Below are 21428 nucleotides of genomic sequence, written 5' to 3' on the forward strand. Positions count from 1 at the left end.
CCCCCGCACCGGCTCCCGCGCCTGCACCTGCCCCGGATCCCGCGCCGCAGCAGCAGCCGTACGAGTACAACATCGGCGGGCTGAAGGTGCGCTCCAACACCAGGCTGGATCAGCCGCTGTACGAGGTGGCCGAGCCGTAAGCTACGTTGGAACGATGACTGAGAACGACTACCCCTACGTGGCGCTGTTTACCCAGGCCACGGGGATTCACCCGTCGACAGGGCGTCTGCTCACCATCGACGCGGTCACGTTCGACGCCGCCGGGCGCGTGGGCGAGGAGTTCCACGCCGTGGTCAACCCCGGCACCGACCCCGGCCCCGCCCACACCCACGGCCTGACCCCGCACGACTTCGCCCAAGCCCCGCGGTTCTCGCGCTTTTTGCGCACGCTGGACAAGCTTCTCGACGGCCGCGTGCTCGTCACCCACGACTCCCCCACCACCTGGGGTTTCCTCGTCTCCGAGGCGCGCCGAGCCATGAACGCCGCGGCCCGGGCGAACCGTTCGCGCCGCGGCCGCGGCAACAGGCGCCGCCAGAGGGTCGGCCACGTCCCTAAGCCAACTGCGATCGTGGACCTTTTGGCTAGTGCGCGCAGGCAGGGCCACATCCCGGTGGACACCCGCATCAACGCCGTAGCCAACCTCGTCGGCGTGGCGTCTACCCCGCCGACCGCCTCCACCGAGCGCATCGGCGAGGCCGAAGCCGACTTCTCGCGCGGCCAAACCCTGAAACTCGTGGCCATGTACCTGCAGCTCGCCCCCGGCGGGCTGGTCGAGCTCAACCCCGAGGACCTGGCGCCGGACGCGTTCGGGTTGCAGCGCTCGTCGATACGCGTCGATGCGGAAAAAGCCCCCGCAGTCAGCGCGAACCCCGGCCACCTCGGCAAAGGCGGACTTTTGCGCGGCATGGAATTCGTCGTCTCCGACGACATCGCCCTCAACCCCGACGAGCTCATCGACGCCGGCGTGCGCGCCGGCCTGACCTACCGCGAAAAAGTCACCCGCGAAACGTCCGTCACCGTCACCGACGCCATTCAACGCGGCGCCGACCTGCGAGGCAAAGCCATGCACGCCCACCGCAAAGACATCCCCATCGTCTCCGGCGACGAATTCGCGCGGCTAGTCGGACAGATGGAATCCGCGGAGTAGCCTTGTCCGCATGCAAGGACCCATCTCCCGCTTCCGCACCGCGGTAGCCGCCACCGCCGCCAACCTGGCCACGGCCGCCTCGCGGGCCACCGGCCGCGGTGCCGGCGGCATGATCGGCGGCCTCGTCGCCGCGGCGATCGACCCGAACATCATGGCCTCCCTCGGCGGCGGCCGCCCCACCGTCCTGGTCACCGGCACCAACGGCAAATCCACCACCACCCGCATGCTCGCCGGAGCCGTCGGCGCCAAGCACAAAGTGGCCACCAACGACGGCGGCGACAACATGGACGCCGGCATCATCTCCGCCCTCCTCGCCGGCAAAGACGCCGACGCGATCGTCTTAGAATGCGACGAGCTGCACGTGCCCAAAGTCGCCGAACGCCTGCAGCCCACCGCGTTCGTGCTGCTCAACCTCACCCGCGACCAGCTCGACCGCGTCGGCGAAATCAACTCCATCGAACGCGCCCTCCGCGCCGCTGTCATGGCCCACCCCGAGGCCACCGTCGTCGCCAACTGCGACGACATGTTGATCACCTCCATCGCCTACGACCACCCCAACGTCGTCTGGGTTTCCGCCGGCGCCGGCTGGACCGGCGACTCCGTGACCAACCCCCGCTCCGGCGGCCACGTCGTGCGTTCCTCCGTCACGCACGAGGGGGAAGCGGACTGGTACGCCGTCGAACCGCTCCCCGACGGCCGCGAATTCCGCCGCCCCACCCCCACGTACAAGGTCGAGGGGGAGACGTTGGTGGGACCGGAGGGCGTCGCAAAGCTTGAGCTCAAACTCCCCGGCCGCGCCAACCGGGGCAACGCCGCCCAAGCCATCGCTGCCGCTGTCGAAGCGTTCGACGTCCCCCTCGACGCCGCCGTGCGCGCCGCCGCAGACGTGGACAACGTCGCCGGCCGCTACACCACCGTCCACCTCGGCGACCACGACGTACACCTCCTCCTAGCGAAGAACCCCGCCGGCTGGCAAGAAGCGCTGTCCATGGTCGACCGCGACGCCGACGGCGTGGTCATCGCCGTCAACGCCCAACAAGGCGACGGCGAGGACGTCTCCTGGCTGTGGGACGTGAAGTTCGAGGACTTCGGCGACACCCGCGTCGTCGCCGCCGGCGAGCGCGCCACCGACCTCGCCGTGCGCCTGACCTACGGCGGCATCGGCCACGACACTGTCCACGACCCCATCGCCGCCATCCGAGCCTGCCCGCCCGGGCGCGTCGAGGTGCTGGCCAACTACACTGCGCTACTCAACCTGCGCCGCGCGCTGACCAAGGAGGAGGACTACCGTGCCTAAACTCACCATCGGCCTCGTCCTGCCCGACGTGCTGGGCACCTACGGCGACGACGGCAACGCCCTCGTGCTGCGCGAGCGTGCGCGCCGCCGCGGCATCGACGCGTCCATCGAGCGCATCATGCTTCACGACGACGTCCCGCCCTCCCACGATCTCTACACCCTCGGCGGCGGCGAAGACTCCGCCCAGCTGCTCGCCGCGGCGCGGCTGAGCGCATCCCCCGGGCTGCAGGCCGCGGCCGCCGACGGCCGGCCCATCTTCGCCGTGTGCGCCGGGCTGCAGGTGCTCGGCCATACCTTCCGCGCCCACGGCAACGAGGTCGAGGGCGTCGGGCTTCTCGACGTCACCACCGCCCCGCTGACCCGCCGCGCCACCGGCGAACTCGCCTCCGAGCCCACCCGCGCCGGCATCACCGCCGAACTTTCCGAGCCACTGACCGGCTTTGAGAACCACATGGGCGCAACCGTCTTGGGCCCGGACGCTACCGCGCTGGGGCGCGTGACCCGCGGCGTGGGCAACGGCGCCGACGGCGAGAAAGTCGACGGCGTCGTGCAGGGCAGCGTCATCGCCACTTACATGCACGGCCCGGCGCTCGCCCGCAACCCGCAGCTGGCGGACCTGCTCATCGCCCGGGCCCTTGACATCCCGCTCGCGGAGCTGGAGCCGCTTGAGCTCGACGCGGTGACCAAGCTGCGCGAAGAGCGCCTACGTTAAAACGGCATGCGTGAGCGCCGTCGTCCGTTGTTGGGCGGCGGCGTTTCGCGTTGTTAGGGCAGGGGTGTGCTTCGGGGTCCGAAGAGTTGGTCGAGTGCTCCGCGGTCGGTGTTTCTCAGGTGGTACCCGCGTGGTGAGATCCACCAGGGTGCGCCTCTGATCATCGCGATGCGGCCGCGGGATTTACGCCAGGGGTCGTCGTCGTTGATGCGGTTGTGGTACTTACACAGCGGCACGAGGTTGTTCATGTTGGTGTAGCCGCCGTGTTTCCACGCATCGACGTGGTGGATCTCGGAGCCCAACGCCCCGTGCCTGCACCCTGGGAAGGCGCACACGGGTGAGACCATGCAGGCCATGTCTCGCTGCTTCTGGTTGGCGAAACGCTCGGTGTCGTACAGGTTCACCGCCCCTTCCTCCGGGTGGAACGCTGCAACCTCCAACACCTCGCCGAACTCTTGCTGCATGTACTCCGCCCCGGTCATGGTGGTGCCGTCAGTCAAGGTGAGGATGACGTCGTCGCCGTCGCCGGCCATAATGCGTGCGTGTTCGGTGATCGGCACCATCACGATCGGCCGCGGTGCGGCAGCGACGACCCCGCCGGTTTTGCCTTCGACGATGCGCCAGAACGCTTCCTCCATCTGGGCTGCCGCGGGCTGTGTGGCGTCGATGCCTTGTTTCAGGCGGTGCTCGAGGTCTGCGGCTTTGCGGTCGGTGGTGTCGATGGTGATGCGCGCCCGCCCGTTTTTCGGCGCGGAGAAGGCGACCTGTTTCTTTGTCGGGGCGTTGTCCTCGCGCGGCACCAGCTCTCGTGCGGCGCGTTCGATCGCGCGGTATCCGCCGGTGACGTCCAGCAAGGCGAGGCGCAGCCGCCACCGCTCGCCGGCGTCTTTCACGCCCCCGATGCGGCGTTCGATCAGCGCCAGCTCGTCCAGAGAGAACCCGCGGGCCTTCTGCGCCGCCAGGGCTTGCTTCCGGGTGAACTTGGTCGGCCCGTAGTACACCTTTTGCATGCCGTCCCACGCGCGTGCCCGATCCGGCGCCATGCCGGCGCCCAGCGCGACGGGCAGGTCGAAGTGCCGCAGCGTCTCCATGGATGCAGCGGCCATCGCCTGAATGAATGCGTCGAACGGGTTCATGCCACGAACACTAAACACAACGCAACCCCACACAACCCCCGAACCGAAATCTGTGGATAACTCACCACACCAGCCCCAAAGTTGTCCACAGCCGCCCCCACCCGGGAACCGCGGCGCTACAACCGCAGTCTGCCGGTCAGTGCCCGGGAGAGCGTGAGCTCGTCGACAAACTCCAAGTCCCCGCCCAACGGCATACCGGACGCCAAACGCGAAATGGTCAGGTCCGGAAAATCCTTCAAAAGCCGCACCAGGTACGACGCGGTCGCCTCGCCCTCGGTGTCGGGGTCGGTGGCCAAAATGACCTCGGACACCGCCGGCGCCTCGGCGCCCTCCAGGTCCGGAAGCACCCCGCCGATGCGCTGCAGCAGCGGCGCAATCGCCAGGTCCTTCGGCCCGACGTTAGCCAGCGGGTCCAAAGCCCCACCAAGCACGTGGTAGCGGCCGGAGTATTCGCCGGTGCGCTCGATGACCTGGATGTCTTTCGCGTCTTCCACCACGCACACGAGCGCCTTGTCGCGGCCGGAGTCGGCGCAGATGCGGCACACGTCCTCGCGCGAGACGTTGTTGCAGATGCGGCAGAACGTCACCCCGTCGCGCACGGCGGCCAACGCGGCGCGCAGCCTATCGACGTCCTCCGGTTCCTCCTTCAAAAGGTGAAACGCAATCCGTTGCGCGGATTTCGGTCCGACGCCGGGGAGGCGCGATAGCTCGTCGATAAGGTCCTGCAGTGGTCCTTCGAACACGGCGTCCTTTCACAAAAGAAAACGCGCCCGACCGCGCAAAGGGCCGGACGCGTAGAGCGGGAGTTAGATGATGCCGCCGAACGGGATCTCGCCCGGGCCTGCCTGCGGCGCGCCACCCTGCGGTGCGCCACCGCCCATCGCGCCGCCGGTCAGCGGGGCGATCTTCTCCTCGGCGAGCTTGCCGGCCTGGTTGTGCGCGTCGCGGTACGCGGCGAGGATGAGGTCCTGCAGCGACTCGATGTCGTCGGCGTCGACGGCTTCCGGCTTGATCTTGATGTCGGTGATCTCGGCGCCGCCGGTCATGGTGACGGTGACGAGTTCGCCGCCGGCGGTGCCGGTGACCTCGGTCTGCAGCAGCTCCATCTGCGCCTGCTGGAGGGCGGCCTGCACCTCGGCGGCCTGGCGGATGAGTTCCTGCATGTCTTGCGGCTGGGTCATGGTTGTCCCCTTTCGTTCGCTAATAGTTCTCGCGCCAGTCTACAACGGCTTCGCGCCGAGCTCGGCGGCGAGCAGGTCCATCGCGACTTCGGTGGCGTCGCGGCGGTCGGCGGTGCCGGCTTCGTCGCGCGCCTGGTCAGCCATGTCGCGTTCTTCGTCCTCGCGGGTGTATTCGGGCACATTGCCTATCGACGCCTCCGGCTCCCCCTCGTCATAGTCATACGGCTCGGGCGGCGGCGGAATTTCGTCGCGTTCGCGCTTGGCTTTCTCGGCGGCCTTCTGGCTGGCGGCCAGGGCGGCGCTGCGCCAGTCGTCCTCGCGCTTGGCGGGCGTTGGCTGCGCCGGGGCTTGCTGCTGCGGCTGCTGCTGTGCCTGTGGTTGCGACGGGGCGGGTTGCTCCGCGGCGGGCCCGCCGATCTGGGCGGGCGCGTCCCAGCCGCTGGCAGGCGCAGGGTCGTCGGATTCGGCGCTGTCGGAACTCGAGCCGTCCTCGCTGCTGGTTTCAGCGCCCGGGTTCCACACCTCGCGCTTGGCGGGGCGGCGCAGGTTCGTGGTGGACGGGTCGGTGCCGATGACGCAGCGGACCTGGATCTTCGCCCCGAGCTTCTCCGAAAGCACAGTGGCGATGTCGGCGTTGTTCTTCTCGGCGTTGATGCGCTCGGCCAGCGCGCCGGTGTGGTGGCCGACCACGAGGACGTCGCCGTCGAAGCCGAGCGGTTTGGCCTCGGTGAGCATGATCTCGGCGACCTTGTTGCGCTCGCCGACGGACTGACGCAGCCGCGTCCAGTCCTTGTCGATGCGCTCGAACAACTCGTCCGTATCCGGCTGGGGCTCAGGCTTGGGCTCCGCCTTGGGTTCAGGCTGCTTGGGTTCTGCCTGCTGCGGCTCCGGTTGCGCGGGTTGCGGCTTGGGCTCGGGCTGCGAAGGCGCCTCCTGCTGGCGGTTGCGCGAGCTCGCGGCAGCGGCTGCTGCTGCGGCCGCTGCCGCCGCGCCGCCGCCCGGTTGGGAAGGGCTGGGTTGTTGCGCTGTCTGGGGCTGCTGCGGGGAAGGCGCGCGCGAAGGAACTGCCTGGGGCTGGCCACCACCAGCGGGCGCAGCGCCGGCACCGGTGACCGGGGCGGGCAGGGCGGCCCCGCCGCCCGGCTGCAACGTCAGCAGGTGGGCGGCCATGATCTCCAGCAGCAGGCGGGGCGAGGTCGCGCCGCGCAGGCTCGCGATGCGGTCGTTGACCTCGGACGCCAACAACGCCAGGTGCTGCGGGAAGAACTGGTGGGCTTCTTGGGTGAGGATGTCGGCGCGGTCCGAAGGTGCGTCGACAAGCCCTTGCCCGAAGGCGTCCGGGACGGTGCGGATCAGCAGCAGGTCGCGCATGCGGTCGAGCAGGTCGAGGGCGAAGCGGCGGGGCTCGTGGCCGGACTCGATGACCTGGTCGATGGTGCGGTACATCGCGCTGGCGTCGCGGTCGGCAAGCGCGTCGACGGCGGCGTCGAGAAGCGTCAGGTCCGTCACGCCGAGCAGCGGCAGCGCGAGCTCGTAGGTCAGGCCGTCCTCGCCGGCGCCGGAGAGCATCTGGTCCAGAATCGACAGGGTGTCGCGCGGCGAGCCGCCGCCGGCGCGGATGACCAGCGGGTAGACGTTCTCGTCGACGTGGACGCCTTCCTCCTCCACCACGTGCTGCACCAGCTCGCGCATCGCCTGCGGCGCCAGCAGCCGGAACGGGTAGTTGTGGGTGCGCGAGCGGATGGTGCCCAGCATCTTCTCCGGCTCGGTGGTGGCGAAGATGAAAATCAGGTGGGCCGGCGGCTCCTCCACGATCTTCAGCAGTGCGTTGTTGCCCTCCTTGGTGATCATGTGGGCCTCGTCGATGATGAAGACGCGGTAGCGCGACTCCGCCGGCGCGAACAGCGCCCGCTCGCGCAGCTCGCGCATGTCCTCCACACCGCCGTGGGAGGCGGCGTCAAGCTCCATCACGTCCAGGTTGCCGGACCCGCCCGGCGCGAGCGCAACGCAGGATTCGCACACGCCGCACGGGGTAGAAGTCGGCCCCTCGGCGCAGTTCAGGGAGCGCGCCAGGATGCGCGCCGAGGACGTCTTTCCGCAGCCGCGCGGGCCGGAAAAGAGGTAGGCGTGCGAGATCCGCCCGTTGTCCAGGGCGGTCGAAAGTGGGCGGGTCACCTGCTCCTGGCCGATGACCTCGCCGAACGTTGCGGGGCGGTATTTCCTGTACAGAGCCACGCGGGCAAGTCTAGCCCGCCTGTGCCTCCGCAGCTTCCACGCAGGCGAGCAGCACGCAGGTGGCCACACCGTCCATGGCGGTGCGCACTTCGTCGAGAGGCGGCAGCGACGGCGCGAGGCGGATGTTTTGGTCTTTCTCATCCACCCCGTGCGGGAAGGACGCGCCGGCCTTGGTCAGGGTGATGCCGGCGTCCTTGGCCAACTCCCACACGCGGGTGGCGGAGCCGTCCAGCACGTCGAGGGAGATGAAGTAGCCGCCCTCCGGCTCGGTCCACTGCGTCACGCCAAACTCGCCGAGGCGGTCCTGCAAAATCCCGACGACGGCCTCGAACTTCGGCGCAAGCGAGCTCGCGTGCTGTTTCATGAGCGTGTGCAACCCTTGGACGTCGCCAAGCAAACGCGCATGTGCGAGCTGGTTGACCTTGTTGGGGCCGATGCCGCGGATGGAGGCGTGGGAGGCGTACCACTCCAAGTTCGCCTTCGAGGAGGCGAAAAACGCCACGCCGGAGCCCGCGAGAGTGATCTTCGAGGTGGACGACATGTACCAGAAGCGGTTCGGGTTGCCGTGCTTTTCCGCCAGGGCGATCACGTCGGGGTTGTCGGTCTGCGCGCCGGTGAGGGTGTGGATGGCGTAGGCGTTGTCCCAGACGATGCGGAAGTCGGGCGCCGCGGTTTCCATCGCAGCAAGCTTCTCGACGACCTCCGGTGCGAACGTCACCCCCGTCGGGTTACCGAAAACCGGCACCGTCCACATGCCCTTGACCTGCGGGTCCTTGACCAGTTCCTCGACGGCGTCCATGTCCGGGCCGGTCGGGGTCATGGGCACCTGGACCATCTCGAAGCCGAAGTGCTCGGTGATGGAGAAGTGGCGGTCGTAGCCCGGCACCGGGCAGATCCACTTGACGGTTTCCTCATCCTTCCACGGGCGCGGCGAGTCGTTGTTGCCCCAGATATACGACCAGGAGATCAGGTCGAACATGATGTTCAGGCTGGAGGAATCGCCCGCGATGAGGTTGTCCGGGTCGATGCCGAGCGCCTCCGCCCACAACTCGCGGATGTCCGGGATGCCGGTAAGGCCCCCGTAGTTGCGCACGTCCGCGCCTGTGTTGTCGGTGTAGTCGCCTTCCCCCGGCAGGGAAAGCAAGGCGTTGGAGAAGTCGAGCTGCTCGCTCGACGGCTTGCCGCGCGTGAGATCCAGGTTGAGGTTGCGGGCCTTGAGCTCGTCGTACTGCTGGCGGGTGCGCTGCGCCAGCTCGGAGAACTGGGTGGGATCGAGATCCGAAAGAGACATGGGTTACATCGTAGCGCGCATGAAAAAGGGACCCCACGCACCTGCCAGAGCTCGCTGACCCTTGCTGCGTTCCCGCCCTGGGGGAGTTCACAAGATAACACCGCGTGAGATCCTGCCCGATACTGTAGCCATGTTGGCCCCCGATAAACAAGCCAAGCGCACTAACGCCGGATGCGCTGCGGTTTTGGCGGTGGGCGCGGGGTGGTCTAATATATCGCAAGACGCTTTCGAGTGTCGCTGGAGGATTCGACTAGCGGCCTATGTCACACGCCTGGAACGCGTGCGGGTTTCACGACCCTCGTGGGTTCAAATCCCACATCCTCCGCAAAATCCGAAACCGGTGCCCTGCGTGGGTGCCGGTTTTCGCATATACGCGTGGGGGAATTGGGGTTAAACGACAGATCTGTCATCAATGCCGTTGCAACACACCCACTCACCGCCATAGGGCTCCTCCTAAAAATTTTTAGGCAAGGCTTACCTAGCTACAAAATTTCGCGTACGATTGCGCACCATGATCGACCAACAGCTCAAAGACGCCATCAACCAGCAAGTCACCGAAGAGTACGCAGCCGCCTACACCTACCGCCACCTGGCCAACGAGATGGACGCACTGTCCTTCCCGGGCCTGTGCCAGTGGTTCGTCGCCCAAGCAAAGGAGGAGTGCGAGCACGCACTGAAGTTCGCCCAGCACCTCATCGACCGCGGTGAGCGCGTCGTGCCGAAGACCATCGAGATCAACGCGCCGGAGATCAACACGCCGCGCCAGGCATTCGAGGCCGCGCTCGCCCACGAACGGAAGGTCTCCGAGCAGATCCGCACCATCACCCGGCTTGCCGACGAAGTCGGTGACCTCGAGTCCCGCGCCCTGCTCAACTGGTTCCTCAACGAGCAGGTCGAGGAGGAGGCCACCGTCGGTGAGATCCTCGACCAGCTCAACCTCGTCGGCGATGACGGCTCGGGCCTTCTGCGTATCGACGCCCGGCTGGGCAACCGCGACATCGCGACCCCATCCGCGTAAAGGGTAAACAGCGCGAAAATTCGAGCTGAAATCCCCGCAAAATCGCGCCACTCGGGTCGCGGGACTGCCATCCACGGCCCAAGATATGGGCGTGAACTCGCCGCACACAGTCTCCCGCCGCAACTTCCTACGCACCGCCGCTGTGGCAACCTCGGCGGCGGGGGCGGCGGTGGCGGTGCCGAGCGCACAATCGCAGAGCACGCTGCCCACGAAGCCGGTGCCCGTGGAGATGGAGCTAGCGCCGCTGCCGTTTGTACACGGCGTGGCCTCCGGCGACCCGCTGCCTAACGCGGTGGTGATCTGGACGCGCATCACCCCCGACGAGCACGCGATGCCCGGCTCCGGCCGCGGCGCCAACACCCGGGTGCGCTGGCGGGTCGCCCGCGACGCGCAGCTTCGCGACATCGTCGCCGAAGGCGAGACCGAAAGCCGCGTGGAGCGCGACCACACCATCCACGTCGACGTGTCCGGCCTGGAACCGGACACCGTCTACTACTACGCGTTCACCGTGGCCAACGGCCCGCACGAGGGCGCCGCTTCCCCGCTCGGCCGCACCAAAACCGCGCCCACTGGCCACGTGGACCGGCAGCGCTGGGCCGTCGCCTCCTGCGCCAACTGGGAATCCGGCTTCTTCACCGCCTACCAGGACATGGCCGCCCGCGCCTGGGCGGGCGAGCTGGACCTGACCGTGTTCCTCGGCGACTACATCTACGAATACGCCCAGTACGAATACGCCGGCTACGGGCCCGTGCGCCTGCACCAACCCGCCCACGAAATTGTCGCCCTGGCGGACTACCGCACCCGCTACGGCCGCTACCGCACCGACCCCAACCTGCGCGACGCGCATGCCGCCCTGCCGTGGGTGGTGGTGTGGGACGACCACGAGTTCGCCAACAACAACTGGCGCGACGGCGCCGAAAACCACAACGCGGACGAGGGCGACTTCCACACACGCCGCGACGCCGCCATGCGCGCCTACTACGAGTGGATGCCGGTGCGCCTGACCGCAACCTCCGACGAGGGCCACATCTACCGCTCCCTGCAATTCGGCGACCTGGTTGAGCTGACCATCATGGACCTGCGCACCTACCGCGACAAGGAGTTCTGGCGCGGCGGCGCCCGCCAGACCGGCGATGCGCGCACCATGCTCGGTTCCGAGCAGTACGACTGGCTCATCGACACCCTCGAGCGCTCCACCGCGACGTGGAACGCGCTGGGCAACTCGGTGATGTTCTCCCCGCTGCACATCGGCGCGGCGTTTAACCATGCGGCCACGCGCCCCGTCGCTAAGTCGCTCAGCGCGAACATCGTGCCGACGCAGGCGCCGATTCCCGAGCTCAACGACATGCCACTCAACGGCGACCAGTGGGACGGCTACGACTTCGAGCGCCGCCGCCTGATCAACGCCCTGGGCCGCCTGGGCAAGAACCCGATTTTCCTCACCGGCGACATCCACTCGGAGTGGGCGCACACCATCATTCACGGCGGCGAGGAGATCGGCTGCGAGATCGTCTGCTCGTCCATCACCGCGCCGAACGTGGCGGAGTCGACGAAGATCCGCGCCGGCCACCCCATCTTCGGCGCGGCGTGCGGCTACCTGCGCGCCGCGAACCCCAGCCTGCACCACGTGGCGCTGGACACGCACGGCTACACGATCGTGGACATTACGGCCGAACAGGTGGATATGCAGTGGCTTCGCGTCCACAACATCCTCGACCCGGCCTCGCCCGTCTCCCCCGGCGCGGCCCTGACGTGGCGCAAGGGCGAGGGCTTCGGGCAATAACCTATCGCGCCCACAACCACGGCTCCCGCGAAAGCTGCGCCGGATCAAATTCCTCCAGTAACTTTCGAACGCTCGAAGCACCCACGTAGCCGAGCGATTCCGCGATTTTCGACACAATTTCTTTCGCGCTGCCTCCACGCAGCATCTCCCGCAACGTCACCGCCCCATCGCGCTTTGCCAATCGGCGCCCCTCCGGCCCCACCACGAGCGGAACATGAATATAAATGGGAACTGTGAGCCCTAAGCGGTCGGCAAGGTACGCCTGAGCCGGCGCTGAAAACAACAGATCGTCTCCGCGCACTACCTGATCCACGCCCTGGTAGCCGTCGTCGACGACCACGGCCAGGTTGTACGCCCAATCCCCCGCCTGCGCCTGGTCGATGCGCCCACCCCGCTTCAGGATCACGTCGTCCACCGGACCGGTGTATTCGCCCTGGTAGAAGTCGCGCACCGTCCACTCTTTCACGTGCGCGCGCAGCCTGATTGCCGGGAGGCGGCCTTCGGCGTGGAGCTCGGAGCGTCGAAAAGCTCGCTGTTCCTCTGTGAGATCGCGGCAGGTGCCCGGGTACATGCCGGGCTGGGCGTGGGGCGCGGAAGCGGCCTCGCGGATGTCGCGGCGCGTGCAGTAACACTCGTAGGTATCCAGGCGGGACAGCGCATCGGCGTACGCGTCGCCGCGGTCGTGCTGGTACATCACCGGCGGATCGAAGTCGAGGCCGATCATCTGCAGATCCTCGATCTGGCGCTGCGCGGACTCCGCGGACGAGCGCTCCGAATCGATGTCCTCCACGCGCAGGTAGAAGTTGCGGCCCGTCTGCCGCGCAAACAACCACGCCAACACCGCGGTGCGGAGGTTGCCGAAGTGCAGATCGCCGCTGGGGCTCGGGGCGTAGCGGCCGGCGGGAGCTTGAAAATCAGGCATGTGTGCCATGATAAAGCGCATGTCACCCCACGTTTCCCGCTCCCCGTACCCCTACCTGCTCGCCCTGTTTTGCGCAGTGTTTTTGATCTCCAACATCACCGCGCAAAAAGGCGTCGCGCTCGGGCCGCTGATCACCGACGGCGCGTTCTTCCTCTTCCCCATCTCCTACGTCATCGGCGACGTGATCGCGGAGGTCTACGGGTTTCGCGCGGCGAGGCGCGCCGTGTTCACCGGCTTCGCCATCGCCGTCATTGCAGTGTTGTCCTTCTATATAGCGATCTGGCTGCCGGCCGCGGATTTCTACGACATGAACGACACCTTCGCTGCCGTCCTCGGCCTGCTTCCGCGGATCGTGGTGGCCTCGCTGACTGGCTACGTGGTGGGGCAACTGCTCAACGCGTGGGTACTGCAGAAGATGAAGGACCGCTTTGGCACCGACCGCTTGTGGGCGCGCCTGATCGGCTCCACCATCGTGGGCGAGTTCGCCGACACCTTGTTGTTCTGCTCGATTGCCGCAGCTGTGATTGGAATCGACTCCACCGGCGCGTTCGTGAACTACGTGGTGGTCGGCTTCCTGTGGAAGACCGCCATGGAGGTGCTGCTCCTGCCGGTGACCTACCCGACCATCGCGGCGGTGCGCCGGGCCGAGACGTCCGTTTAAACCAGGCTTTTTCTGCCCGCAGCCGTTGCGGTTGCGGGCTTTTTGCTTTGCGACGGACCCTTGCCACCGCAGCGGGGGTAAAAAACGGGGGTAGCGAGGTGTTCCGGATTGATGAACAATCCGCGGACCTTTGAACAATCCAGGGGGTTTACGGCATTTCTGAGGGAAAACCCGTCAAAACTAAGAACGCATGAAAAGTATGATCAACCCAAACATGCAGGTAAACACGGAATCGGCTCAAATCATGCAGGAAAACACCTTAACGTGCATAAAATGCATCACTGACGGATTGTTGAACCATCCGCGCGCGTTTGCAGTTTGATCGTTGAACAATGCTGACGAAACGGCGGATCACGCGGGCAGCTTGATGAACAATCAGCAGGCCAATCGTGGTGGAAACGTTGAACAATCCGGAAAGAATGTTCAACGATTTAGGGTATTTTTCAGCCTGGCGGCGAGCGGTTTACCAGCGCATATTTGGTGCATAAACTCGTGGATGTAACAAAGAGAACACACACCATCAAGGAGTCACCGAGATGCGAGCAGCATTCCGAAACACCATCGCCGCAGCAGTTGCAGCCTCCATCGCGGTTTCCGGCGTAAACGTCGCACACGCCCAGCAGGACGTTGAGCTCGCACCGGTGCTGACCAACACCGCCACCCTCGTTGACTCCGATGGCGACGGCCTGCCCGACATCTGGGAAGAACAAGGCATCGTTTTAGCAGACGGCACAGAAATCCCCCTGCCGGACTGGGGAGCAGACCCGAACCGCCCGGATGTGTTCCTCCAGCTGAACTGGATGGCCTCCGAATACGACACCCTCGGCTGCGACACTTCTGCCGCCCGCGAGTGCGCCAACGCCAACCGCACCTCCTACGCCCCGTCGACGCAGAGCCTGGACGATTTAGTGGACCTGTTTGCCGACCACGGCATTGCCCTGCACATCGACGCCGGCGAGCACTACACCAACATCGCCAACTACACCGACGTCCACGGCGGCGAGACGCTCGACTACCGCGACGTGTACTTCGACGCGAACCGCCACGAGGCGTTCCAACTCATCGACACCATCAACAACCTTGGTGACCGCGCCAACATCTTCCGCCCCGGCGTCCTGGGCGATCGGATGCGTGCAGGTTCCAACGCCACGGGCCTGTCGCTGGTGGGCGATAACTCCTTCTACGTCGCCAACCCGGGCGGGCGCGCCACCGACATGCAGGTGCGCAACACCATCCTCCACGAGTTCGGCCACACCCTGGGACTGCGCCACTGGGGTGCTCAGCAGTACGTCACCGACATCGCTGAAGGTTCCCCGATGCAGGCCGGTTACCAGTCGGTGATGAACTACGACCGCCAGTTCGACTACTTCAACTACTCCGAAAAGCCGTACTTCGCCGACACCCCGGCGGGCAAGGTACTCGTCCCCGCCGACTGGGACTCCCTGGTACTCGACAACCCGCGCATCGGCGCCTACGCCGAGTCCATCGGCGCCCGCGTCACCGCACCAGTCGAAGCCGAAAAGGTCGAAGAAGACATCGAAATCGAAACCCCGGCACCCGTCGAGGTCGCAGAACCCGAAGTCCCCGCCGAGATCGAAGCAGAAGTAGCTGAGGTCGACGAGGCTGAAGAGGCTGAGGCACAACCCGGCGTCGTCCCCGCCGAGCAGCCCAAGGCCGAGCAGAAGGTGGAAGCCAAGGCCAAGGCCGAGGCCCCGAAGCAGGCTAACAACCAGGTCAACGTCGCGGCCATCATCGGCGGCGTCGTCGCGGCCCTGGCAGCCCTCGGCATCGGCGCAGCATTCCTCGCAATGCGCTAAGGCTTGAAAGCTAAGGCCAGCAGGTAGGTATAAACCAACAAGCGGGCCCTCCCGAAAAAGGGAAGGGCCCGCTTTTGTGTCTGCTACTTCCCCGCGTAGTAGCGGCCCAGGAACTCGTCACGGTAGGCCTCATAGTCGCCGGCGTCGATGGCGGCGCGGATGTTGTCCACGAGCCGGATCATGAACTCCAGGTTGTGCATGGTGCACAGCGTTCCGGCCAAATACTCCTTGGCTTTGAGCAGGTGGTGGATGTAGGCGCGGGAATAGTTCTCGGAGACGTAGCCGCCGAACTCCTCGTCCACCCCGGCGAAGTCGCGCTTGAACCGGGCGCCGGCGAGGTTCAGGCGCCCGTCCAGGGTGTACACCCCGCCGCGGCGGCCCAGGCGGGTGGGCGCGACGCAGTCGAAGGTGTCGGCGCCGGCTTCGACGGCGGTGAAGATGTCGTCGGGTTCGGATATGCCAAGCAGGTGCCGCGGCATCGAAACGGGCAGCTCATCGGTGACCCAACCGACGATGGTACCCAGGTTCTCCTTCTCCAGCGCGCCGCCGATGCCGAAGCCGCCGAAGCCACGGCGGCCCTCGTCGCGGGCCTCCTTATCCAGGTCCAGCAAGCCACGCACCGCCTGCCGGCGCAGGTCCTCGTATTGGGCGCCTTGGACCACGCCCCAGAGGGATTGGAGGGGTTTGTCGGAACGTGCCGTCGTCAAGCGGTCATGCTCCAGCAGGCACCTGCGGGCCCAGCGGCGCGTGCGCTCGACGGAATGTTCCTGGTAGGCGCGGGTGTCCACGAGGGTGGTCAGCTCGTCGAAGGCGAACATGATGTCGGCGCCCAGCTGGTGCTGGATTTGCATGGACACCTCGGGCGTGAAGCGGTGCGACGAGCCGTCGATGACGGATTTGAAGTCCACCCCGTCGTCGTCGACGCGCGCCATGCGGTCTTTGTTGGCGGCGCGGATATCACCCTCGGTCAGCCCGGCGACATCCATGGCCAGGACTTTCTTAAAACCGACGCCGAGGCTCATCACCTGGAAGCCGCCGGAGTCGGTGTAGGTGGGGCCGTGCCAGTTTTCAAAGGCGGCCACGCCCCCGGCCTCGTCCACGATGTCGGGGCCGGGCTGCAGGTACAGGTGGTACGCGTTGGACAGGATCGCCTGCGCGCCGGTCTGTCGGATCTGCTCCGGCGTGAGCGTTTTCACGGTCGCCTTCGTGGCCACGGGAATGAACGCCGGGGTCTGGATGTCGCCGTGCGGGGTGTGGATCACGCCGGTGCGGCCGTGGCGGCCCGGCGCGGGCTCGAGTTGGGTGCGGGCCTCAAACGTCACGTCGGTCATGCGTGTTCCTTTTCTAGATCGGTGCCCTCGACGTCCACTTCGGGCAAGAGGCGGTCGAGCCATGTGGGCATCCACCAGGTGGAGCGGCCCAGGATGTACATGGTGGCGGGGACGAGCGCCATGCGGATGAAGAAGGCGTCGAAAAGCACGGCGACACCGAGGGCGAAGCCGAAGATTTGGATGAACGGCAGTGGCTGGTCCAAAAAGGCAATGAACACGGCGATCATGATGATCGCGGCGGCGGTGACCACGCGTGCGCCCTGCGCGAAGCCGTCGACGGTGGATTCGTGGACGGCGCGAAGCTTATCGACGTTTCCACGTTTCAGATACGCCTCACGAATGCGAGTGACCAGGAAGACCTGGTAGTCCATGGCCAGGCCGAAGGTCACGCCGATCATGAAGATGGGCAGGAACGACAGGATGGGTCCCGGGGTATTGACCAGGCCGAACAGGCCCTCCTGGAAGACCAGGACGGTCACGCCGAACGCGGCGCCGACCGAGAGCAAAAAGCCCAAGCCTGCCACGAGCGGCACGAGGATGGAGCGGAACACCACCATCAGCAGCACGATGGCCAGGCCCACCACGATGGACAGATACAGCGGCATGGCCTCGGCGAGCTCTTCGGTGATGTCCATCTGCACCGCGGTCAGGCCGGTCAGGCCGATGTCGGTGCCGGTGGCGTCTTCCACCTGGCCGATCACGTCGCGCACGCCGTGGGCGACGGCGAGGGTGCGCTGCTCCTCGGGCCCGCCGTCCGGGGTGGCCAGGATCTGCGCGGCGGTGAGGTCATCGTTGGCGCCGATGAGCTGGGCGTGGGTGATGCCGCCGACGGCACCGACCTCGCCCACGGTGTAGATGAAGCTGGCCATCGCGGCCTTTTCGGCGTCGCCGCCGGCCTCGTCCGGGATGGCGTCCATGTACGGCTGCAGGATCTCCGAGTCCGGGTTGACGCTGTGCGCGTCCACCACCAACAGCAGCGGGGCGTTCACACCGGGGCCGAAGCCCTCCGCCATCAGGTCGGCGGACTTGCGCTGGGTGGTGTCCAGGTTGGAGGTGGTGTCAGACGGCAGCGCCATCTCCAGGTTCAGCACCGGGATACTCAGGGCGCTGAGGCCCAGCACCACCACGGCCATGACCAGGCCGGGGGCCTTCTCCACGAAGCGGACCCAGCGCCGGCCCATGGAGTTTTCGTCCAGGTCCTTGCCCGGGCGCTTGCCGGGCCCGGGGTTGCCGGCCAGGCCCGGGATCTTACCGGCGAACGCCTTCGAGCCCCACAGGCCCAACAGCGCCGGCACGAGGGTGAGCGCCACCAGCACGGAAATCGCGACGGTGGCCGCGGCCGCCAGTCCCATCCAGGTGAGGAACTCGATGCCCGCCAGCGCCAGCGCCACCAACGCCGTAAACACCGTCGTGCCGGCGAAGACCACCGAGGAGCCGGCGGTGCCCACCGCCATGCCCGCGGCCTCGGCCGGCGGCAGGTCCCGCGATTCTTGGCGGTAGCGGGAGAGGATGAACAGGGCGTAGTCGATCCCCACGGCCAAGCCGATCATCACCGCCAGCACCGGGGTGACGTTGTTCAGCTCCACCCAGTGGGTGGTCAGCAGCACCAACAGGGCGCCGATGCCTACGCCCACCACGGCGGAGATCAGCGGGATCACCGACGCGGCCAGCGAGCCGAACGTGACCACCAGCACCACAAACGCCACGCCCAGGCCCACCAGCTCGGAGGTGGTCTTCACCGCGATCGGGTCGCCGAAGCCGGCGCCACCGGCCTCCACCTGCAGCCCGGCGTCGCGGCCCAGCTGCATGGCCTCAGTCACCACGTCGCGGTCCGCCTGGTCCACGGACATCGAGGACGGGGCATCGAAGTCGAAGGTGGTGTAGGCGATACGTGCGTCGTCGGAAAGCATCCGCATGTTGTGCGCGTCGGCCTCCGCGCGCTCGGACGGCATGCCCATCTGCGACATCTGGTCGATGATGGTGCGCTGCAGCTCCTCGTTGACCTGCACCGGGTTGCCAAAGCGCTGCCCCTCCACGCCCAGGTGGTCGCGGATGTAGTCGACGGTTTTGTCCATCGCCGCCATGTGCTCCGGGGTGTCCAGCCGCTCGCCCTCCGGCGCGGCGAAGACCAGGTTCACGCTCGGCGCGGTGGCCACGTTGCCCGCGTCCGGGAAGTTCTCCGCCATGGTGTCCAGCGCGTCGATAGCCGGGGTGTCCTCGATGGCGAACTCGTCCGTGAACGGCTTCATCAGCGACAACGCGCCAGCAGCCGTCGCCCCGAGCAGCAACAGCCAGGCGACGACCACCCGCCACTTGTGCAGGTACGACCAGCGCCCGAGTTTGTACAGCAGTTTCGCCACGTAAAAGACCCGTTCCTTCCCGCCCGCGGCCCGCGCGAGCGTAACCCGGCCCATCCTAGTGGGCACCCCCGACATGCGAAAAGCCCCCGTTTCCGGGGGCTTGACACTTTGGCGGTAGCGGCGGGATTTGAACCCGCGGAGGTTTTACCCTCACTCGCTTTCGAGGCGAGTACCTTCGGCCGCTCGGACACGCTACCGCCGAACAGATTAACGGCAGCGCTGCCGGATAACCAAATTAGCGCTCAGCAGCGTCCTCAGCCTCGTCGCGCTTGTCCTCGACCTTCGCGGCGACCTCGTTGGCCTTGTCCTTGATAGCGTCGCCAGCCTCGGAGAGCTTCTCCTTGGCGGAGCCGATCAGCTGGTCAGCCTTGCCCTCGTTGGCGAGCTTCTCGTTATCGGTGACGTTGCCCAGCGCTTCCTTAGCGCCGCCCTTGAGCTGGTCTGCCTTGTCCTCAATACCCATTGTCTTACTCCTTTGTTCGTTGGAATCAGTTAGGTGCCCCACTATAGGTGCGAACGGCGCGGCGTTGGGTAACGATTCAATTACTCCTCAGACCTTCGAAGAACTCGCTCAGCATTCTGGCAGCTTCCGCCTCCAACACACCCGCGCGCACCTCCGGGGTGTGCAGGTGGCGCGGGTCGCGGATCGCGTCCAGCACACTGCCCACTGCGCCCGTCTTCGGCTCCCACGCGCCGAAGACCAGCGAGGACACCCGCGCCCCCAGGATCGCGCCGGCGCACATCGTGCACGGCTCCAGCGTCACCACCAGCTCGCAGCCGTCCAGCCGCCACGTCCCCAACGTCCGCGCGGCGTCGCGGATCGCTTCCACCTCGGCGTGGGCAGTGGGATCGCAGTTCGCTTCTCGACGGTTCACGCCCCTGCCCACCACCTCCCCGCCAGCATCAAACACGACAGCGCCCACCGGCACATCGCCGGCGGGCGTCTGTTTGGCGGTCTCGAAGGCGACGCGCATGCGCTCCTCGGCGCGGCGCAGGCTAGCCGACAACGTCGTCCAACTCGTCGCCGAAGCCGAGCTCGTCGGCGATTGACTGGGCGAGGTCGGCCGGGTCCGCGTCGTCGTCAAGCAAAATGCTCATCTGCTCCTCGGACAGGCCGAGGTCCGCGAGGATGTCGAAGTCCCCGTCCGCCCACGCGTCCACATTGTCCAGCTCGTCCGGGTCGATGTCCGGGATCTCGGCGCCCGCCTCGTCGAGGATGTCCGCGGCGAAATCGTCGTCCACCGCCATCGTCGCGTCCGAGATGAGCACGCGGGTTTGCGACGGCCCCGGACGCACGATGACCAGGTAGTCCTCCTCCACATTAAGCAGCGCGAACGCCGGCCCCTCCGCGCGCAGGTTGCGCACCGCGGTGACGGATGTGGAAAGGTCCGAAAAATCGTCGTCGAACCCGCGCACACGCCACGTGCCGCCGGTGCGCTCGACGGTGACTGCGTACCCGTCCGGGAAATCCTGGCTCATGGTGTCGAAGCGTAGTCCGCGGGCGCGGAGGTGTCACTAGACTGTGTGCGGTGACTTCCCCTCAACTGCCCCCAGTGTGCATCGTCGGCCTCGGACTCATCGGCGGATCGCTCATGCGCGACTTACAGTCGCGCGGCGAGCGCGTCTACGGGTTCACGCTGCACGGCGCGGGTGCCGCGCGCAGGGACGGCTTCGACGTGTCCGACTCCGTGGAAGAAGTGCTGCGCCGCGCCGAAGACGACGGCGCCCTGGTGGTCGTGGCGGTGCCGATGCGTGCCGTGGCCTCGGTGCTGGACCAGGTGGCCGAGTTCGCGCCGTCGTGCGGCATCACCGACGTGGTCAGCGTGAAAAAGCCGGTCTACGACCTGGTGGTCGAACGCGGGCTGGAGTCGCGCTACGTGGGCGGGCACCCCATGGCCGGCACCGAGTTTTCCGGCTGGACCGCCTCCCAGGAGGGCCTGTTCACCAGCGCCGCATGGGCCGTGACCTTCAACTACGCCCGCGAGCACCCCGGCGACCCCGCGTGGGCCGAGCTGTTCACCGTGGTCTGCCGCATGGCCGCCGTGGTGGGCGCTGAGGCGGTGCCGGTGTCCGTGGAACGCCACGACGAAGCCGTCGCCCGCGTGTCCCACCTGCCGCACGTGATCGCCGCAGCACTCGCGCTGGTCGGCGACCGGGGCGGCACCCTGGCGCAGTCCCTGTCCGCCGGCTCCTTCCGCGGTGCCACACGCGTGGCCAGCACCGACCCGGAGCTCGTGCGCAACATGTGCGAGACCAACGCGGAATCCCTGGTGCCGGTGCTCGACGAGTTCATCAACCTGCTCCAAGGCGCCCGCGACTCCCTGTCCGGCGAGCGCCCGTCGCTCGAGGACCTGACCAAGTCCGGCCACCGCGCCCACCTGCGCATGGCCGCGCGCAAAGGGGCGCGACGCGAGTCCGTCTCGCCCGTGGAGATCTCCTCCCGCCCGATCATGCGCGTCCACCCGGGCACCCCGGGCTGGGAGAAACAGCTGGTGCAGATCGAGTCCGTGGGCGGGCGCGTCGAAGTGTTCTAGTTT

20 protein-coding genes, 2 tRNA genes and 1 other RNA gene are annotated in these 21428 nt (G+C 66.9%); 9 read left to right on the plus strand and 14 right to left on the minus strand.

All coding sequences use genetic code 11. The features are described from left to right. Positions 1–154 precede the first annotated feature (154 nt). Genes MHY23_RS11015 through MHY23_RS11025 form a run of 3 tightly spaced genes read left to right on the plus strand, consistent with a single transcriptional unit; the run spans position 155 to position 3156 of the window. Positions 155–1147, plus strand: coding sequence for an exonuclease domain-containing protein (locus MHY23_RS11015; protein ID WP_239307585.1), 993 nt, complete (start codon positions 155–157; stop codon positions 1145–1147). Between the two features lie 10 nt (positions 1148–1157). Further along, complete coding sequence (locus MHY23_RS11020) at positions 1158–2444, plus strand: MurT ligase domain-containing protein (protein WP_239307586.1); 1287 nt, start codon at positions 1158–1160, stop codon at positions 2442–2444. Then, positions 2437–3156 carry a glutamine amidotransferase gene (locus tag MHY23_RS11025; protein WP_239307587.1) on the plus strand — a complete coding sequence of 240 codons (720 nt, stop codon included), beginning with the start codon at positions 2437–2439 and terminating at the stop codon, positions 3154–3156. The genes MHY23_RS11020 and MHY23_RS11025 overlap by 8 nt, the downstream gene beginning before the upstream one ends. 53 nt (positions 3157–3209) lie before the next feature. On the opposite strand, the gene MHY23_RS11030 is transcribed toward MHY23_RS11025, so the two are convergent. From MHY23_RS11030 to ffs, 6 genes are all read right to left on the minus strand, one after another. Next, entirely contained in the window at positions 3210–4292 is a 1083-nt protein-coding gene (locus tag MHY23_RS11030; RefSeq protein WP_239307588.1) for an HNH endonuclease signature motif containing protein, read from the minus strand. A gap of 116 nt (positions 4293–4408) precedes the next feature. Next, positions 4409–5035 (minus strand): recombination mediator RecR, encoded by a 627-nt coding sequence (gene recR, locus MHY23_RS11035; RefSeq protein ID WP_070845387.1) that lies wholly within the window; start codon positions 5033–5035, stop codon positions 4409–4411. A gap of 63 nt (positions 5036–5098) precedes the next feature. After that, on the minus strand, positions 5099–5473 hold the full coding sequence (locus tag MHY23_RS11040; protein WP_070475125.1) for a YbaB/EbfC family nucleoid-associated protein: 375 nt from the start codon (positions 5471–5473) through the stop codon (positions 5099–5101). Between the two features lie 39 nt (positions 5474–5512). After that, positions 5513–7708: a DNA polymerase III subunit gamma and tau gene (locus MHY23_RS11045; protein WP_239307589.1), complete on the minus strand. Its 2196-nt coding sequence runs from the start codon at positions 7706–7708 to the stop codon at positions 5513–5515. Positions 7709–7718: 10 nt separating this feature from the next. Beyond that, complete coding sequence (locus tag MHY23_RS11050) at positions 7719–8999, minus strand: aminotransferase class I/II-fold pyridoxal phosphate-dependent enzyme (RefSeq protein ID WP_239307590.1); 1281 nt, start codon at positions 8997–8999, stop codon at positions 7719–7721. Between the two features lie 21 nt (positions 9000–9020). Further along, positions 9021–9116: signal recognition particle sRNA small type (gene ffs / locus MHY23_RS11055), an RNA gene on the minus strand. Between the two features lie 122 nt (positions 9117–9238). Between ffs and MHY23_RS11060 the strand changes: the two genes are divergently transcribed. From MHY23_RS11060 to MHY23_RS11070, 3 genes are all read left to right on the plus strand, one after another. After that, positions 9239–9324, plus strand: a tRNA-Ser gene (locus tag MHY23_RS11060). Between the two features lie 189 nt (positions 9325–9513). Continuing rightward, positions 9514–10017: a ferritin gene (locus tag MHY23_RS11065; RefSeq protein WP_181889678.1), complete on the plus strand. Its 504-nt coding sequence runs from the start codon at positions 9514–9516 to the stop codon at positions 10015–10017. 85 nt (positions 10018–10102) lie between these two features. After that, on the plus strand, positions 10103–11800 hold the full coding sequence (locus tag MHY23_RS11070; protein ID WP_239307591.1) for an alkaline phosphatase: 1698 nt from the start codon (positions 10103–10105) through the stop codon (positions 11798–11800). A gap of 1 nt (position 11801) precedes the next feature. Here MHY23_RS11070 and gluQRS read toward each other — a convergent pair whose 3' ends face one another. Next, entirely contained in the window at positions 11802–12722 is a 921-nt protein-coding gene (gluQRS, locus tag MHY23_RS11075) for a tRNA glutamyl-Q(34) synthetase GluQRS (RefSeq protein ID WP_239307592.1), read from the minus strand. A gap of 19 nt (positions 12723–12741) precedes the next feature. On the opposite strand from gluQRS, the gene MHY23_RS11080 reads away from it, so the two are divergent. Further along, entirely contained in the window at positions 12742–13383 is a 642-nt protein-coding gene (locus tag MHY23_RS11080) for a queuosine precursor transporter (protein ID WP_239307593.1), read from the plus strand. A 259-nt stretch (positions 13384–13642) separates the two neighbouring features. Here the strand turns inward: MHY23_RS11080 and MHY23_RS11085 are convergent, their stop codons facing one another. After that, positions 13643–13810 carry a hypothetical protein gene (locus MHY23_RS11085; protein ID WP_239307594.1) on the minus strand — a complete coding sequence of 56 codons (168 nt, stop codon included), beginning with the start codon at positions 13808–13810 and terminating at the stop codon, positions 13643–13645. A gap of 109 nt (positions 13811–13919) precedes the next feature. On the opposite strand from MHY23_RS11085, the gene MHY23_RS11090 reads away from it, so the two are divergent. Beyond that, complete coding sequence (locus MHY23_RS11090) at positions 13920–15200, plus strand: hypothetical protein (RefSeq protein ID WP_239307595.1); 1281 nt, start codon at positions 13920–13922, stop codon at positions 15198–15200. 83 nt (positions 15201–15283) lie between these two features. Here the strand turns inward: MHY23_RS11090 and tgt are convergent, their stop codons facing one another. The 6 genes from tgt to MHY23_RS11120 all read right to left on the minus strand — a co-directional run bounded on the left by tgt (position 15284) and on the right by MHY23_RS11120 (position 20370). After that, the gene (gene tgt / locus MHY23_RS11095) at positions 15284–16531 is read right to left on the minus strand and encodes a tRNA guanosine(34) transglycosylase Tgt (RefSeq protein ID WP_239307596.1); all 1248 of its coding nucleotides are present in this window, start codon (positions 16529–16531) and stop codon (positions 15284–15286) included. Then, positions 16528–18891, minus strand: a complete 2364-nt coding sequence (locus tag MHY23_RS11100; protein ID WP_239307597.1) for an MMPL family transporter — start codon at positions 18889–18891, stop codon at positions 16528–16530. The genes tgt and MHY23_RS11100 overlap by 4 nt, the downstream gene beginning before the upstream one ends. A gap of 109 nt (positions 18892–19000) precedes the next feature. Beyond that, positions 19001–19088 (minus strand) — tRNA-Ser (locus MHY23_RS11105). Between the two features lie 38 nt (positions 19089–19126). Further along, on the minus strand, positions 19127–19354 hold the full coding sequence (locus tag MHY23_RS11110; RefSeq protein ID WP_239218283.1) for a CsbD family protein: 228 nt from the start codon (positions 19352–19354) through the stop codon (positions 19127–19129). Positions 19355–19430: 76 nt separating this feature from the next. After that, positions 19431–19865 carry a nucleoside deaminase gene (locus tag MHY23_RS11115; protein ID WP_239307601.1) on the minus strand — a complete coding sequence of 145 codons (435 nt, stop codon included), beginning with the start codon at positions 19863–19865 and terminating at the stop codon, positions 19431–19433. A gap of 22 nt (positions 19866–19887) precedes the next feature. After that, the gene (locus MHY23_RS11120) at positions 19888–20370 is read right to left on the minus strand and encodes a tRNA adenosine deaminase-associated protein (protein ID WP_239307598.1); all 483 of its coding nucleotides are present in this window, start codon (positions 20368–20370) and stop codon (positions 19888–19890) included. 50 nt (positions 20371–20420) lie between these two features. On the opposite strand from MHY23_RS11120, the gene MHY23_RS11125 reads away from it, so the two are divergent. After that, positions 20421–21425: a prephenate dehydrogenase gene (locus tag MHY23_RS11125; RefSeq protein WP_239307599.1), complete on the plus strand. Its 1005-nt coding sequence runs from the start codon at positions 20421–20423 to the stop codon at positions 21423–21425. The last annotated feature ends 3 nt before the right edge of the window (positions 21426–21428 follow it).

It is taken from the genome of Corynebacterium sp. ACRQP, assembly GCF_022345915.1.
In the GTDB taxonomy this organism is placed as follows: Bacteria; Actinomycetota; Actinomycetes; order Mycobacteriales; family Mycobacteriaceae; genus Corynebacterium; species Corynebacterium lehmanniae.

Excerpts from the sequence above, each read along its gene's own strand:
- gluQRS (WP_239307592.1), bottom strand. The coding sequence starts at position 12,722 with ATGCCTGATTTTCAAGCTCCCGCCGGCCGCTACGCCCCGAGCCCCAGC.
- MHY23_RS11040 (WP_070475125.1), bottom strand. The coding sequence starts at position 5,473 with ATGACCCAGCCGCAAGACATGCAGGAACTCATCCGCCAGGCCGCCGAG.
- tgt (WP_239307596.1), bottom strand. The coding sequence starts at position 16,531 with ATGACCGACGTGACGTTTGAGGCCCGCACCCAACTCGAGCCCGCGCCG.
- MHY23_RS11115 (WP_239307601.1), bottom strand. The coding sequence starts at position 19,865 with ATGCGCGTCGCCTTCGAGACCGCCAAACAGACGCCCGCCGGCGATGTG.
- MHY23_RS11030 (WP_239307588.1), bottom strand. The coding sequence starts at position 4,292 with ATGAACCCGTTCGACGCATTCATTCAGGCGATGGCCGCTGCATCCATG.
- MHY23_RS11020 (WP_239307586.1), top strand. The coding sequence starts at position 1,158 with ATGCAAGGACCCATCTCCCGCTTCCGCACCGCGGTAGCCGCCACCGCC.
- MHY23_RS11110 (WP_239218283.1), bottom strand. The coding sequence starts at position 19,354 with ATGGGTATTGAGGACAAGGCAGACCAGCTCAAGGGCGGCGCTAAGGAA.
- MHY23_RS11080 (WP_239307593.1), top strand. The coding sequence starts at position 12,742 with ATGTCACCCCACGTTTCCCGCTCCCCGTACCCCTACCTGCTCGCCCTG.
- MHY23_RS11015 (WP_239307585.1), top strand. The coding sequence starts at position 155 with ATGACTGAGAACGACTACCCCTACGTGGCGCTGTTTACCCAGGCCACG.
- MHY23_RS11120 (WP_239307598.1), bottom strand. The coding sequence starts at position 20,370 with ATGAGCCAGGATTTCCCGGACGGGTACGCAGTCACCGTCGAGCGCACC.
- MHY23_RS11050 (WP_239307590.1), bottom strand. The coding sequence starts at position 8,999 with ATGTCTCTTTCGGATCTCGATCCCACCCAGTTCTCCGAGCTGGCGCAG.
- MHY23_RS11070 (WP_239307591.1), top strand. The coding sequence starts at position 10,103 with ATGGGCGTGAACTCGCCGCACACAGTCTCCCGCCGCAACTTCCTACGC.
- MHY23_RS11090 (WP_239307595.1), top strand. The coding sequence starts at position 13,920 with ATGCGAGCAGCATTCCGAAACACCATCGCCGCAGCAGTTGCAGCCTCC.